This window comes from Marinifilum sp. N1E240 (assembly GCF_009295825.1).
GTDB classification, from domain to species: Bacteria; Bacteroidota; Bacteroidia; order Bacteroidales; family Marinifilaceae; genus Marinifilum_A; species Marinifilum_A sediminis.
The window spans coordinates 126,397-141,468 of the sequence record NZ_WHKF01000008.1; the positions used below are offsets into that span (position 1 = coordinate 126,397).

Annotated in this window: 15 protein-coding genes; 6 read left to right on the forward strand and 9 right to left on the reverse strand. The window is 32.2% G+C overall.

The window, feature by feature from the left end; translation table 11 throughout:
• Nucleotides 1–297: 297 nt before the first annotated feature.
• Nucleotides 298–654 carry a hypothetical protein gene (locus tag GCQ56_RS17005; protein WP_152735735.1) on the reverse strand — a complete coding sequence of 119 codons (357 nt, stop codon included), beginning with the start codon at nucleotides 652–654 and terminating at the stop codon, nucleotides 298–300.
• A gap of 172 nt (nucleotides 655–826) precedes the next feature.
• Between GCQ56_RS17005 and GCQ56_RS17010 the strand changes: the two genes are divergently transcribed.
• A complete protein-coding gene (locus tag GCQ56_RS17010) occupies nucleotides 827–2,374 on the forward strand; it encodes a hypothetical protein (RefSeq protein ID WP_152735736.1) in 1,548 nt (515 codons plus the stop codon).
• 35 nt (nucleotides 2,375–2,409) lie between these two features.
• Here the strand turns inward: GCQ56_RS17010 and GCQ56_RS20705 are convergent, their stop codons facing one another.
• Both GCQ56_RS20705 and GCQ56_RS17020 read right to left on the reverse strand, forming a co-directional pair.
• Nucleotides 2,410–3,762, reverse strand: coding sequence for a M23/M56 family metallopeptidase (locus tag GCQ56_RS20705; RefSeq protein ID WP_152735737.1), 1,353 nt, complete (start codon nucleotides 3,760–3,762; stop codon nucleotides 2,410–2,412).
• Nucleotides 3,755–4,135, reverse strand: a complete 381-nt coding sequence (locus GCQ56_RS17020) for a BlaI/MecI/CopY family transcriptional regulator (protein WP_152735738.1) — start codon at nucleotides 4,133–4,135, stop codon at nucleotides 3,755–3,757. The genes GCQ56_RS20705 and GCQ56_RS17020 overlap by 8 nt, the downstream gene beginning before the upstream one ends.
• A gap of 142 nt (nucleotides 4,136–4,277) precedes the next feature.
• Here GCQ56_RS17020 and GCQ56_RS17025 point away from each other — a divergent pair, with 142 nt between their 5' ends.
• Nucleotides 4,278–4,910, forward strand: a complete 633-nt coding sequence (locus GCQ56_RS17025; RefSeq protein ID WP_152735739.1) for a hypothetical protein — start codon at nucleotides 4,278–4,280, stop codon at nucleotides 4,908–4,910.
• 52 nt (nucleotides 4,911–4,962) lie between these two features.
• On the opposite strand, the gene groL is transcribed toward GCQ56_RS17025, so the two are convergent.
• The 6 genes from groL to GCQ56_RS17055 all read right to left on the reverse strand — a co-directional run bounded on the left by groL (nucleotide 4,963) and on the right by GCQ56_RS17055 (nucleotide 10,345).
• Complete coding sequence (groL, locus tag GCQ56_RS17030; RefSeq protein ID WP_152735740.1) at nucleotides 4,963–6,597, reverse strand: chaperonin GroEL; 1,635 nt, start codon at nucleotides 6,595–6,597, stop codon at nucleotides 4,963–4,965.
• A gap of 31 nt (nucleotides 6,598–6,628) precedes the next feature.
• Complete coding sequence (locus GCQ56_RS17035) at nucleotides 6,629–6,907, reverse strand: co-chaperone GroES (protein ID WP_152735741.1); 279 nt, start codon at nucleotides 6,905–6,907, stop codon at nucleotides 6,629–6,631.
• A 250-nt stretch (nucleotides 6,908–7,157) separates the two neighbouring features.
• Entirely contained in the window at nucleotides 7,158–7,499 is a 342-nt protein-coding gene (gene secG / locus GCQ56_RS17040) for a preprotein translocase subunit SecG (RefSeq protein WP_152735742.1), read from the reverse strand.
• Between the two features lie 6 nt (nucleotides 7,500–7,505).
• Complete coding sequence (locus GCQ56_RS17045; protein ID WP_152735743.1) at nucleotides 7,506–8,546, reverse strand: hypothetical protein; 1,041 nt, start codon at nucleotides 8,544–8,546, stop codon at nucleotides 7,506–7,508.
• An 8-nt stretch (nucleotides 8,547–8,554) separates the two neighbouring features.
• Nucleotides 8,555–9,067 carry an LptE family protein gene (locus GCQ56_RS17050; protein WP_193323822.1) on the reverse strand — a complete coding sequence of 171 codons (513 nt, stop codon included), beginning with the start codon at nucleotides 9,065–9,067 and terminating at the stop codon, nucleotides 8,555–8,557.
• A gap of 36 nt (nucleotides 9,068–9,103) precedes the next feature.
• Entirely contained in the window at nucleotides 9,104–10,345 is a 1,242-nt protein-coding gene (locus GCQ56_RS17055; RefSeq protein WP_227006100.1) for a sigma-54-dependent Fis family transcriptional regulator, read from the reverse strand.
• 192 nt (nucleotides 10,346–10,537) lie between these two features.
• Between GCQ56_RS17055 and GCQ56_RS17060 the strand changes: the two genes are divergently transcribed.
• From GCQ56_RS17060 to GCQ56_RS17075, 4 genes are all read left to right on the forward strand, one after another.
• Nucleotides 10,538–11,704 (forward strand): PAS domain-containing sensor histidine kinase, encoded by a 1,167-nt coding sequence (locus GCQ56_RS17060; RefSeq protein ID WP_152735746.1) that lies wholly within the window; start codon nucleotides 10,538–10,540, stop codon nucleotides 11,702–11,704.
• Between the two features lie 25 nt (nucleotides 11,705–11,729).
• Nucleotides 11,730–12,479, forward strand: a complete 750-nt coding sequence (kdsB, locus tag GCQ56_RS17065) for a 3-deoxy-manno-octulosonate cytidylyltransferase (RefSeq protein ID WP_152735747.1) — start codon at nucleotides 11,730–11,732, stop codon at nucleotides 12,477–12,479.
• Between the two features lie 115 nt (nucleotides 12,480–12,594).
• On the forward strand, nucleotides 12,595–14,190 hold the full coding sequence (locus GCQ56_RS17070; protein ID WP_193323823.1) for a sensor histidine kinase KdpD: 1,596 nt from the start codon (nucleotides 12,595–12,597) through the stop codon (nucleotides 14,188–14,190).
• Complete coding sequence (locus tag GCQ56_RS17075; protein WP_152735749.1) at nucleotides 14,190–14,897, forward strand: response regulator transcription factor; 708 nt, start codon at nucleotides 14,190–14,192, stop codon at nucleotides 14,895–14,897. Before GCQ56_RS17070 ends, GCQ56_RS17075 begins: the two co-directional genes overlap by 1 nt.
• Nucleotides 14,898–15,072: the final 175 nt, after the last annotated feature.

Here is a 15,072-nt window from a genome sequence, read left to right on the forward strand (position 1 = left end):
AAAAACTAACTAAAAGTTTAATGATCTTTATATAACAAGAAGAATCTAAGCGATCTGGCAAATTTTGGAATGTTTCTTAAAAAGTATAATCACACCTAACTTACTTTTAAACTACTAATTCTAACGGATTGGATCGTTTGAAAACAAACAAGCCAAAAAAATCATAATTTTCCTCACCTACCGTCACTACTTAGCTTCTTCATGTTGGTTAATAGTCAGATCATTAAAAGCACAAGGGGGATAGTGCTTCTAGTTCACTGTCTGTTGCAATTGAGTTAACAATCACAAATGGTTTTTTCAAAGTACATTATCACCAGAAAGCTCTTCGAAACTATTTTTTAAAGTATCGATTCGTTTTCGGTTAATTGGAATATTGAGTTCATTCGAATCGTGAATTTTTGAAGCTATTTCTGCCTTAAAATTTTCCAATTCTTCAACACTTATCAATTCTTTAATTGATTTCGCTACATTTTCCAAGTCCAATAAATTAGCATATTTACAAACAAGAGCTTTTTCAACTTCTCTTACTTTGCCAAGACTTAAATTCTGTATGTTTTCATTTACTCCAATACACTCAAGAGCTTGATTTAATCCAATAAGTGTTTCAAGTTTATTGGAATTTGTTAATTTTGATAACAGATTTGTCGTAATCATATTCCGTTTCAAGATTTTTTTTAAAGTATCATTCTCTTGATTTGATATTTCAAAAGTAAACGATAATACAGGTTTGTGAAAATCGTTTTTTAATAGAATATACGAAGTTCAAACAATATGAGAATTGACAACCAAACTGTTTACCAAACAGTTATCTTACACATTTATTACAATGCCTAAACAACAAATAGATCCTCTGTTCCAATTAATTAAATCGATTTCGAAATCTGAGAAGAGGAATTTTAAATTGTATGCCAACAGAATTAGCAGCGATAAGGAGACAAAATTTCTTCAACTTTTTGATGTTTTGGACAAAATGGATGACTATAACGAGCAAACCATTTTAAAAAAAGCCAAAGACATTAAACAGTCACAGCTTCCAAATCTTAAAGCTCATTTGTACAAACAACTATTAACAAGTCTTAGATTAACACAAGTCAATCATGATATTAGTATAAGTATTCGTGAGCAAATTGATCACGCAAAAGTTTTATACAATAAAGGTTTGTATCAACAGAGTTTGCGAATTCTAGATAAAACCAAAACACTTGCGCGCAAGAATAAAAAGAACATACTGGTTTTTGAAGTCATTCAATTCGAAAAATTAATCGAATCGCAATACATCACCAAGAGTATTGAAAATAGGGCAGAAGAAATTACACGTGAAGCTACCGAAATTAGCAAAACCATGGATGGTGTCGTGTTTTTCTCAAACATGTCCATTCGTCTGTATGGTTTGTATTTAAAAGTAGGATACGTTCGCAACGAAAAGGATTTGCTGATGGTTAAAGAATTCTTCCATACAAATCCAATTCCGTACAATATCGAATCTCTTAGTTTTTTCGAAAAATTGTATCTCTATCAATCCTATGTTTGGTATTACTTAATTATTCAGGATTTTTTAATGTGCTACAAATACGCACAAAAATGGGTCGATCTGTTTTTAACCAACCCAGAAATGATACAAATTCATACCGATTTGTATTTAAAAGGACTGAACAATGTGCTGGTGGCTCTGTTTTACACGAATCATGTAAGTACTTTCAAAAAAAATCTACGTTTACTGCGTAAATTGGAAAAGGCAGATCAATTCAAACACAATTCCAATTTGAATATTCTTCTTCATTTGTTCCTGTATATGCATAGAATCAATAGGCATTTTATGGAGGGAACTTTTGACAAAGGAATTCATTTGGTATCCAAAATTGAGAATTTTTTGGAAGAAAACCGAGTTGGAATGGACAATCACCGAGCATTGGTTTTCTATTATAAAATTGCCTGTTTGTATTTTGGAAATGGACAATACAAGGAAGCTATAAAATATCTCAATCGCATTTCTGATGTAAGAGACACCTCGCTTCGTGGCGATATTCATTGTTTTGGTCGTATTCTAAATTTAATTAGCCATTACGAACTGGAAAATACTGAATTACTAGAATATCAAATAAGATCTACTTATAGATTCTTAGCAAAAATGGATGATTTACAAGAGGTGCAAAAGTACATTCTGCGTTTCTTAAGAAAGTTAAGCTCTATTAGTCCCGATCAATTAAAAGATGAATTGATAAAATCGAGAAGAGATTTGCAAAAATTGGCTAACGATCCTTTTGAAAAAAGAGCCTTCTTATATCTCGATTTACTATCATGGCTAGATTCCAAAATAGAAAATAGACCAGTACAGGAAGTTATTATGGAAAAAATAGAAAAAAGAAAAAGATAGAAATTAAGGGGATAGTAATTATCCCCTTTTGTATTTTATTTCTTCTTATAAATATCGGTATCAAAGTAGTCAGCAGGATCAACATTCTCACCATCCTTCTTGATCTCAAAATGCAGATGTGGACCTGTAGATCGACCTGAAGAACCAACCTTACCAATTACATCTCCTGCTTTTACCTTTTGTCCCTCTTTCACATTGTAAGAATCCATTTGCGAATACAAGCCAGATGTCCCATTATTAAAATCAACAATCACAAAACGACCGTAGCCTTTTCCTATTTTAAAATTATTATTAACCTTTCGAACGGTACCTGTAGCAATAGAATATATTTCTGTCCCTAAAGGTGCTGCAATATCTATTCCCTTATGAAACTTTTTCTTTTTGGTAAGAGGGTCAATTCTTTTACCATAATCCGATGAAATGTAAACCTTAGGTCCTATTGCTACAGGATTATAAGATTTTACAGATGGATAATAACCATCTAAATTACCTTCTAAAATTTGAGTTTTAGATTCGATAAAACCAAAGGAAACAAAAGCGAATATCAAAACAGGAATAACCAAAAGCATTTTTAAATGAGCATATCCTGATGTATTTATTTTTTTTATCATTTTAATTCTTTTTAATGTTAATGATGAATTAAATGCACTCGTAAATGCAAGCATCATTCGACTTTCAACATTATTAACAAGTGCATTTTGATAATCTATTTTATCCGTGCCTGAATTTATACACTCCCTATCGGCTAAATATTCATGCATCTCGATAAGAGACTTTTGAATTAAATATATGAAAGGATTGAACCACATGATCACTTTTAGTAATTCTGTAAGTATTAAATCCACAGAATGGTACTGCTTAGCGTGAATAGATTCGTGCAGAAGAATATGCTTCTGTTCCGATTTAGAAGTGTTTTCAAGATTCAGAAAAACGTATCGAAAGAAAGAAAAAGGCGAAGAATTTTCCCGAACAGATATAATTTTTAAATTATCAAATTCTATAATTTCATTGGCAGAAATTTGTTTTATTAAACGAATTGCGTGTTTGAAAACCCGAAGACTGGAAAGAATAACTCCTAGAAGATAAATTAATTCAATAAAGGAAAAAGGAAATGAAGAATTTACAGATTCAAGTGCATTCAAATCATTTTGAACAGCACCTTCAAAATCGGTGAGTGCATCCCATTTAAATTGATTTACTGTTGGCATAACAGTATCAGATACTGATAAAGTTAGACTGGGTACAATTAATGAAAATAGGATTGAAAACAGCAGAAAAAATCTGTTGCGTGCAACAAATGTATCTCTGTTCAAAAATATTTTGAACAGGAGGTAAAAAGTTGATATACAAATTCCACTTTTAAGCAAGTAGATTCCAAAATCACTCATTTTCCTTCTTATTTTTAATTTGATCTTCGATTAAAGATTTCATTTCTTCCAATTCGGATAGTGACAAATCTTGTTCCTTTGCAAAAAAGGATGTAAAACCACCAACCGAATCATTAAAAAAGCTCTTTAGAACTCCTTTCATAAAATCTCGGGTGTAAACTTTCTTGCTAACTAAAGGATAATACTGATTCACCTTCCCATAAGTTTTAAAGCCTATAAATCCTTTTTTAACCAATACCCTCACAACTGTTGAAATAGTGGTATAAGCCGGTCTTGGATTTGGAAATTCCTCAATAATATCCTTTAAGAAAGCTTTTTCAAGTTTCCATAAGTATTGCATAATCTGTTCTTCTGCCTTTGTCAATTCTTTCATGGCACTAATGTATGACTATTTTTATAGTTGTGCAACTATTTCAATAGTCATATTAAAAAAAGTTTAATCTTATAAGTGTTTACAAGCAGTTAGTTGTCATAAATACAAACAATAACAATTCTCATAATAAACGCCTTAAAACATGAAAAACTTACTAATTATATGCATTACAATACTTTTTAGCAGTTGTGCTAGCTCCTATATTTCTTACCAGAATCTTGAAAATCCAGACACTGCTTATCGCAAAATTTTTGTTGTAAGTGTTTTTAAGGATATCAATCTAAAAGAATTTGATAAGGAAACCTACAACAGTTACTTCCATGATAATATTAATGATCTGGGAACAATGGATAGTAGAAGAATCATAGAAAACTCTATTAAAAATCAGATAGAAAATCCGAGAACTTTGGTCAACACTTCTCATAAAAATTTTAAGGTAAATATTGATATCAATTACGAACAGTTTATGCAATCAGTACAAGAATTTGATTCTGATGCCATACTTGTGGTTAACGAAACTGCCTATTATTATGAGATAAATGAAAGAATAAGAAGTAATGGAGAAATTAGAAAATCCGAAAGCCCAAATGCTGTTTTTCATGCCTATTTAATTGATGTAAATACTCTTCATCCAGTTTGGGTAGGAAAAATATACTCATCCGGTACTTCCTGGGATGATTCCAGTTCGATGTACAACAGCATGAGCCGTCAATTGAATAAAAAATTAATAAAAGAACAATTTTTAGTTACACCTTTACATGTTCGCAAATCCTAAATAAAAAAGGCGACCAATGGTCGCCTTTTTTATTATATATCGATGAAATTTCTTACATCATACCTGGCATACCACCTCCCATTGGAGCAGCTGGCATAGCCGGAGCTTCTTCTGGTTCGTCAATTAAAACACATTCGGTAGTTAAGAACATACCTGCAATTGATGCTGCATTTTCAAGCGCAACACGAGAAACTTTTGCAGGATCGATTACACCAGCTTCGAATAAATTCTGGTACTCATCCATACGAGCATTGTATCCGTAATCTTTCTCACCAGCTTTCACCTTATCAACAACAACAGCACCTTCGCCACCAGCATTAGCTACAATCTGACGTAATGGTTCTTCAATTGCACGCTTTACAATCTCAACACCTGTAGTCTCGTCCTCGTTATCGCCTTTTAGACCTTCTAAGGCTGAAATTGCACGAATATATGCAACACCACCACCAGGAACAATTCCTTCTTCCACAGCTGCACGAGTCGCACTCAATGCATCATCAACACGATCTTTCTTTTCCTTCATTTCAACTTCAGATGCAGCTCCAACATAAAGTACAGCAACACCACCAGCCAATTTAGCTAGTCTTTCCTGAAGTTTTTCCTTATCGTAATCAGAAGTCGAATTCTCAATCATTGTTTTGATTTGAGCAACACGAGCATCGATACCAGCTTTTTCACCAGCACCATTTACGATAGTTGTATTTTCCTTATCGATTGTAATTTTCTCAGACTGACCAAGCATTTCCAAAGTCGCTTGTTCTAATTTCATTCCTTTTTCTTCTGAAATCACAACACCACCAGTTAGAATAGCGATATCTTCCAACATCTCTTTTCTTCTGTCACCAAAACCTGGAGCTTTTACAGCAGCAACCTTAAGTGAACCTCTCAAACGGTTTACAACCAAAGTAGCCAATGCTTCACCTTCTACATCTTCAGCAATAATCATCAACGGACGACCAGCCTGAGCTGCTGGCTCCAATACTGGCATTAATTCTTTCATTGTAGATACTTTTTTATCGTACAACAAAATGAATGGATTTTCAAGATCTGCTTCCATTTTATCACCATCAGTAATAAAATAAGGAGAAATATAACCTCTATCGAACTGCATACCTTCTACCACTTTAACGTGAGTTTCGGTTCCTTTTGCTTCTTCAACAGTAATTACACCTTCTTTGGTTACAGCTTTAAAAGCATCAGCAATTAAATCTCCAATTTTCTTATCATTATTTGCTGATATCTTAGCAACTTGCTGAATTTTATCAGAATCTTCACCAATAATTTGTGACTGCTCTTTAATGTTAGCTACAACAGCTTCAACAGCGGTATCGATACCACGTTTTAGATCCATTGGGTTTGCACCTGCAGTTACATTTTTTAAACCTACATTTACGATAGATTGAGCCAAAACAGTAGCTGTAGTTGTACCATCCCCAGCATCGTCACCAGTTTTAGAAGCAACTTCTTTTACCATTTGAGCACCCATGTTAGCACCTGGATCTGACAATTCGATTTCTTTTGCAACACTTACACCATCTTTGGTAATTTGTGGTGCACCGAATTTACGATCGATTACTACATTTCTACCTTTAGGACCTAAGGTTACTTTAACTGCATTTGCTAACTCGTCCACACCTTTTTTTAACAGGTCACGAGCTTCGATATTGAATTTTATTTCTTTAGCCATTTCTTATAAATTTTGAAAATTCTTTTTCAGATTAAGCGATATACAAAACATCAGATTGAGACATCAACAAATAATCTTCATCGCCAATGTTTAACTCTGTACCAGAATATTTACCATAAAAAACAGTATCACCAACATTTATTTCCATTGGTTCATCTGTTTTATCAGCACCAGTTAAAACAACTTTACCTTGTAATGGTTTCTCTTTTGCTGAGTCTGGAATAATAATACCACTAACAGTTTTTTCTTCTGCAGCCATTGGCTCAACTAGGATCTTTCCCGCAAGAATTTTACCTTTTAATTCTGCCATTTTTCAAAATATTTAAAGTTATTATTTACGATTTTCGACACATTCTCTTTCACAATCTGTGCCAATTAAATTTTAGTGCCATTTTTTCAGAATGAATTCAAAATTATAGCACAATAAAAAAGTAATCAATTGAAATTCAATTTAAAATGAAATATAAATATACTGAATTACAAGAACATAACGGCACAAAAAAATGTCAGTATGATATGACATACTGACATTTAATATTTTGCTTAATAAAAGTTCTTTCTTATTTCGCAGTATCCTTCTCTGTTGCAGGAGCATCAGTTGGGAAAGCTGGCATTTCAGGAGCTTTCTCTTCACCTTGCAATTGTTGCTCGATAGCAGACTTGTCTTCTTTTACTTCTTCGCGATCAATAGTCATTGCGGCTACAAGACATAGGCACAATAAACTTCCTGCTAAAGTCCAAGTTGCTTTTTCAAGAAAATCGGTCGTTTTTTTAACTCCCATAATCTGATTGGAAGATGAAAAGTTAGATGCTAATCCACCTCCTTTTGAGTTTTGCACTAGTACAATTAAGACTAAAAGCACACAAACTATTAAAATCAATACTGAAACAAAGGTATACATACTTATTTATTTACTATTTTTTAATTTTTCTATTTTCTCAATCTGACTCGCAAAGTAAGCGTTTTTTTCGGGATATTTCAACACTAATTTCTCATAAACCGCAACAGCTTTATCAAACAACCTCTGCTTCACGTAGATAGATGCTAAAGTTTCACTCATAAAACCGTCATTATCACGTATACTATCCAATGAAATATCCTCTTGTTTATCAGCAACTTTTACATTTCGCTGAATATTGGGTTCGTTCTGAATAAAATTATCAATAAGATCTTTACTTTTTGTAGTCTTTTTCCTTTTAACGGGAGAATCTTCCTCCTGTTTCTGTTTTAAATCTTCATCCTTATTTACAACTTCAATCCAATCGGTAAAACTATGATTTTTATCTTTAGAAATTTCTTCCTGCTGATCATCATCAGCCAGTGTATATAGATTTCCACCATATCCAATATGATATACTTCTGTAGCAGATATAAGCAGATCTTCTTTGGAAATTTCTTCTATTTTTTGATCTTCTAAATCATCTTTAGAATTTTCATTTTCCGATAATTCGAGAATCTCAATATCTGAGTTTAGCACAAAATCGCTTTGCACCAATGTTTCTTCAATTTCTGCAGTTTCTGACAATTCAAAAATATCGTCTCCTTTCGCATCAGTCGTATCCGCAAATTGTTCTTCCATTTCATCTTTTATAGATGATTTTGAAACCGATTCAACACTTTCTAACTCATCAATTTTTGAGGATTCAATATCAGATATGGATAAATCTTCTGATAGTAAATCATCTGCTTTTTCATTTTGAAATTTTCGAAGACTCAATCTATCATTCAACAATAAAAATAATTGCCTACGATTAGATATGTGCAATGAAGAATTCTTAAGTTCCTCCTTAAAACGAATGCTCTTGCTATCGTTAAGATTCTTTAGCAACAATAAATGAGCTACTTCAAAAAATGGATACTTGTCAATTAGGAACTTTAATTCCCGATGACTGTATTTATCCATATTCTGTGAGTTCTTTACCCAATCTTTAATTGTGCTATGCTCCATATCCTTAATTACCAGTTCACAACAGATTCGTTGTAAATATCGTCAATAATTTGTTCTAAAATATCCTCTAAAAGTGCATCTTCCACTTCTGTTAACTGTTTCGCACTATCATAATCACCAAAAGCAGAAAAACTCTTATCGAAATCATTTTCACTTTCAATCTCGTTTGTAAAACGAACTTTAATTGTAACAGTCAAACGGTTTGTTGCTGCAATTTCTCCAGCTTTTATGTCTAAGGCTTGTGTTCTGTACCCAGTTATTTCACCATCAAAGTTCAAATGTCCTTCCGTATCAACAACTTCATTTAAACTTGTTTGACTTCTGAATTTTTCTTTCAGCTCTTCAACAAATCGATCACTTAAATTTGGATTTACCAATGGCGCTCTATTCGGAAAATATTGTACCGAAAAAGTTTCCACACCCTCCGATAATGTTCCTCCTGTAAACGAGTAGGACACTCTACATGCCGATACTACAACAGTTAGACAAAAACCTAAAAAAAGTACTTTAATCAAATTCATATATTGAAACATAAAAATAGCAATAATTTGTTAATATTAGTTGATATCGTATTCTTTGATTTTACGATACAAAGTTCGTTCAGAAATACCTAAATCCTGAGCAGCATATTTGCGTTTTCCATTGTGCTTGTCAAGAGCTTTCTTAATCAATTCTATTTCTTTTTCTTCCAAGGATAATGATTCTTCAACAAATACCTCAGTATCCTGTATTTCAGGATCATTACCCGATGATATATTTACTGGAGGTTGATTCACAGGTTGATGCTGAAGAATATCCATATCCTGATCTTCATATAGTTTTCTAATCAAAACTGCATTATCTTTCTGTAAATCCGATGAATCCCCGCTTTTTTGCATTAAATCAAAAACTAGTTTTTTCAAATCCGACATATCCTTTTTCATATCAAACAAAACCTGATAAAGAATCTCTCTTTCCGAAGAAAAGCTTTTCTCCTGACTTTTAGTATCAGAATAAATCGCAGGCAATAGCTGTTCATCATTTACTGGCAGATAGGTTTGAAGATTTTCAATACCAATATGTCTCTCCTTTTCGATAATAGAAATTTGTTCGGTTATATTCTTTAGCTGTCTAATATTTCCTGGCCATCGATAGGATTTTAAAACTTGTTGTGCACCTTCATCCAAACGTAAAGGTGGCATTCTATATTTCTCAGCAAAATCTTGTGCAAATTTTCTAAAAAGCAAATGTATATCTTCTTGTCTTTCTCTTAGTGGTGGCATATTTATAGGCACAGTATTCAGCCTGTAAAATAAATCCTCTCTAAATTTCCCCTCTTGTACCGATTTAGGAATATTCACATTTGTTGCGGCAACCACACGAACATTCGTTTTAAGAACTTTTGATGATCCAACTTTTATGAATTCTCCAGTCTCCAAAACACGCAATAATCGAACTTGTGTTGATAGTGGTAACTCACCTATTTCATCCAGAAATATAGTTCCCTTATTGGCAACCTCAAAATATCCTTTTCTATCCGATAATGCTCCGGTAAAAGCCCCTTTTTCATGACCGAAAAGTTCTGAATCAATTGTACCCTCAGGAATTGCTCCACAGTTAACTGCAATGTAAGGAGCATGCTTTCTCGCACTATATTGATGAATTAATTGTGGGAATACTTCTTTACCTGTTCCACTTTCTCCAGTAATTAATACAGACAAATCAGTAGGTGCAACTTGCACTGCAATGTCAATAGCACGACTTAATGCATAGGAATTTCCTATAATTCCAAATCTCTGTTTTATTTTTTGTACATCCATCAAATTATAAATCTAAAAGACAATTTCCTTAAACCTGTAATTTTTACAGACTACCTGACAAAATTACTACTTTTTACTTTTAGTTGATTCTTCTAACTAGTCTAATATCGCTAAAGAATGTTAATTTTTAGTATCCTTTTTCCCATCACAGCGTAATAAAAAGCTAGTGGAATAACTTTAAAATAACGCAACATGGCATTACAACTAGAAAATCTCAAAGAATCCAATGAGTTTTTAAACATTCTTTTCGATAACATTACATCAGCTCTTTTCATTGTTGATCAAAATGCCAAAGTTGAAAATGTTAACGATTCCTTTTCCATCTTATTTCAAAAAAGAGAAGAACAGATTTTAGGAAAATTATGTGGTAACGCAATTGGCTGTGCAATAGCAATGGATGCAAATGCAGATTGTGGAACAACTCCCTATTGCCAAACCTGTAAGTTAAGAAAAGATATTCTAAAAGCTATGTCGGAGAAAATCCCCTCCTACAAACGAAAACTTACTAGAGATTTTTACGATCAAACAAATAAATCTACAAAACACTTTTTATATACAACAAAATACATCGGTTTTGATGGTAAAAAATATGCATTGATAATCGTTGATGACCTTACCGAATTGGAAGGAAGAAAAAAACAACTCGAAGAGCAAAATAAAACCTTACAAGTGCTTAACGAACAAAAGTCAAAGTTTTTAGGTGTAGCTGCTCACGATCTTCGTAATCCTATAGGTGCAATTAATTCCTTTTCAGAGATTTTATTGGAATCAGGAAATGATTTCCCTAAAGAAGAAAAAGAAGAATTTCTTTCCCTAATTAAAGACAGTAGTCAATTTTCACTTCAACTTTTGAACGACTTACTCGACATTTCAAAAATTGAATTGGGTAAATTAGAGTTAGAAAAAAAACATGAAGACATTCAAAATGTTGTTGCTCATGTTATCAAAATAAACAAAGTATTTGCACGGAAAAAGAACATTGAAATTGACTTTAAACCAAATATTCATTCTAGAAATATAGAATTAGATAAAAGTAAAATTGAACAAGTGTTACACAACTTATTAAGTAATGCCATAAAATATTCAAATCCCAATACGCAAATAGCAATTAATTTAATCGAGAACGATACACACATAGAAATTTCGGTAAAAGATCAAGGGGTTGGTATTCCTGAGCAAGAACTTTCGAAATTGTTCACCGAATTTGGAAAAACCAGTGCTAAAACCACGGCTAACGAAAGCAGTACTGGTCTAGGACTTGCCATTGCTAAAAAAATTGTTTTAGGACATGGAGGAGAAATTATTGCCAAGAGTACGTTAGGGGAAGGTTCCGAATTTTTATTTACTTTGCCAAAGTAATCTAACTACGGTAAAATATATACTGATGAAATTTTTAGGAATTATTCCCGCAAGATATGCATCCACACGTTTCCCTGGAAAACCTCTTGCTGATATAAATGGGAAACCAATGATACAAAGAGTTTATGAACAAACTCTTTCAGCCATAAAAGATGTTTGGGTTGCAACTGATGACGTAAAAATTAAAGAAGTTGTTGAATCTTTTGGAGGAAATGTAATTATGACATCTCCTGATCATCAAAGTGGAACAGATCGAATTGCCGAAGCTGCCACTAAAATTATTGCAACATCATCAGTCCAATATGATGTTATTATCAACATACAAGGCGATGAACCTTTCATTCAGGCAGAACAAATTGATGCGGTGAAAAAATGTTTCAGTAAGGATTCAACACAAATTGCCACACTTGTTAAGCGTATTTCGGAAGAGAGCGAAATCTTCGATCCAAATAAAGTTAAAGCCATAATCAGTAAGGATAAAAAAGCCTTGTACTTTAGCCGTTCGCCAATTCCATATTTAAGAGGAATAGAAAAAGAAGCCTGGTTAGAAAAAGGAACTTATTACAAGCATATAGGAATGTATGCCTATCAGCTAAATGTATTAATGGAAGTAACTAAATTGGAACAAAGCAGCTTGGAACTTTCAGAATCACTAGAACAACTACGATGGCTGGAAAATGGCTATTGGATACAAACCGAAATTACAGAACATGAATCAATAGGAATTGATACTCCTGAAGATTTAGAACGAATTAAAGAAATGGGACTTTTGTAGTCCCTTTTTTTATGCTTTAACTTTTCTTTAAGGATTATTAGGAAGATCTTAACTCAGCTTGCACTTTGCAGGTTGTAAATTTGTAATGTATCTTCAAATGCATTTATATAAAAATATGAATAAAAAGGTCATAAGTGTTTTAATCGTATTAATGAGTATTTCTCTTTTGGGAATAATACTAGTTCAAGTTCTTTGGATAAGAAATGCCGTTGAAATTGAAGAAAGAACCTTTCAAACAAATATCAATACAATGCTTCGTAAGGTTGTTAATAATCTTGAAGAGGAAGAATCTGTTTTTTTAATTGGGGAAGAATTACATTCTATCCCTGATAATAAATTAGAAAATAATGAAATTCGTGAAATTCGTCAATTTATCGATGATAATCAGGATTCACATCATTCTCATATCAACATTCGAACAAGCAAAAAGTTAAAAAACAAAAAACCTCAAATAATACAATCAGATACCCAAGTAATAGTAATGGAAGCATCGAACAGTGCATCTGTTAATGTATGGCATCCAAAATTACAATCCGACTCTAATTTTAATATCAACGTAGAGGTCACAACCAAAGACACTCTCATCCGAAGATTTAATAAAGAAAAACAAATAGAAAATATTTTTGAAAAAGTAATTTATAAATTTAAGTCAAAAGATATTTCTGTTGAAAATAGAATAAACCTTAAAAAATTACCTAATCTTATCCAATCAGAATTAGATAATTTCAATATAGTATCTGATTTTAGCTTTGCAATTGTAGATGGGAAAACAAACAATATAATTCACAGTTCCGATTCATTATTCAATCAGAAATTAAAAGAATCAAATTATCAAGTCAGTCTATTTCCAAATGATATTTTTAAAACAAACAGATTATTATCAATTAATCTACCGAATAGTTTTAATCTGGTTTACAAATCAATTTTACCACTGCTTCTATTATCTGGAATATTTACACTATTCATTATCATTACTTTCATAAATGCAGTATTTTTCATTTTAAAACAAAAACGTATCAGCGATATTAAATCCGATTTTATAAATAATATTACTCACGAATTCAAAACTCCAATTGCCACAATTGGTCTTGCATCAGACTCTATTAACAATCCAAAAGTTATTGGAAACCCAGATCGAATAAGATATTTTACGGGAATTATAAAAGATGAGAATTTCAGAATGAACAAACAAGTTGAGAATATTCTTCAACTGTCATTATTTGGGAAACACGAAATCGAATTAAATCCACAGAATTGTCATTTAAATGAGATTATTCAGAAAGCCACAGAACACATCCAGCTTCAAATTGATGAAAAAAATGGAAAAATAACAACCAACTTATCGGCACTAAATGATATTGTAAAAGTTGACGAAGTTCATTTTATAAATGCTCTTTTTAATTTATTTGATAACGCAATTAAATATTCCGACAATAACCCCCTGATTGAAATAGAAACATCTAATAACGAAAAGGAGATAGTAGTGACAATAAGCGATCATGGAATAGGAATGAATCCAGATATAGTAAAAAAGATCTTTAAAAAATTCTATAGAGCTGAAACCGGAAATATCCACAGTGTGAAAGGATTCGGTTTAGGTTTAAATTACGTTAAGTTAGTAATAGAAAAGCATCAAGGAAGTATCAACGTTGTAAGTAAAAAAGGTAATGGAACAAGCATAATTATTAACCTACCTCTAAATAATTTATGATGAAAAATGAAATTAACATATTATTGGTAGAGGATGAAACCAATTTTGGTGCCGTAATGAAGAACTATCTAGAGATTTCAGATTTTAAGGTTAAACTTTGTATTAACGGTAAAATTGGCTTAGAAGAATTTAAAAACGACAATTACGATCTTTGTATTTTAGATGTTATGATGCCAGAAATGGATGGATTTACATTGGCAAAAGAAATTAAAACTATTAATTCTGATATTCCTATTATATTTTTAACTGCCAAAAGCTTAAAGGAAGATATTATTCAAGGATATCGTTTAGGAGCTGATGATTACATAACCAAACCCTTCGATTCGGAACTTTTAATTTATAAAATTCACGCAATACTTTCACGTCAAAAGGGAAGCACTAAGCAAAATAAACTAACCTCATTCAAAATTGGGAAGTTTAGTTTCGATTCAAACTTAAGAATTCTTACCATTAATAATAAAGAAGAAAAACTATCACCTAAAGAATCTGAATTGTTAAAGTTATTAACACAAAACCTAAATCAAATTCTACCAAGAGAAAATGCGTTAAAAGCAATTTGGGGAGATGATAATTTCTATACAACACGAAGTATGGATGTATATATAACAAAACTTAGGAAGTATTTAAAAGCAGATCCTAACTTATCTATTGAGAACATTCATGGTAGTGGATTTAGATTGCTCGAACTAAACACACCATTTAATTAATTGTAAATTACTACCTCTGATTTTACCTTTAAAAGGTATTGTTTTCTAAAAAAAGAACAAAAAAAAAAGAGTCTTACTCCATTTGGAATAAGACTCTTTTTAAAGGTTGGCGTCGACCTACTCTCCCACATTTCTGCAGTACCATCGGCGCTAACGGGCTTAACTTCTCTGTTCG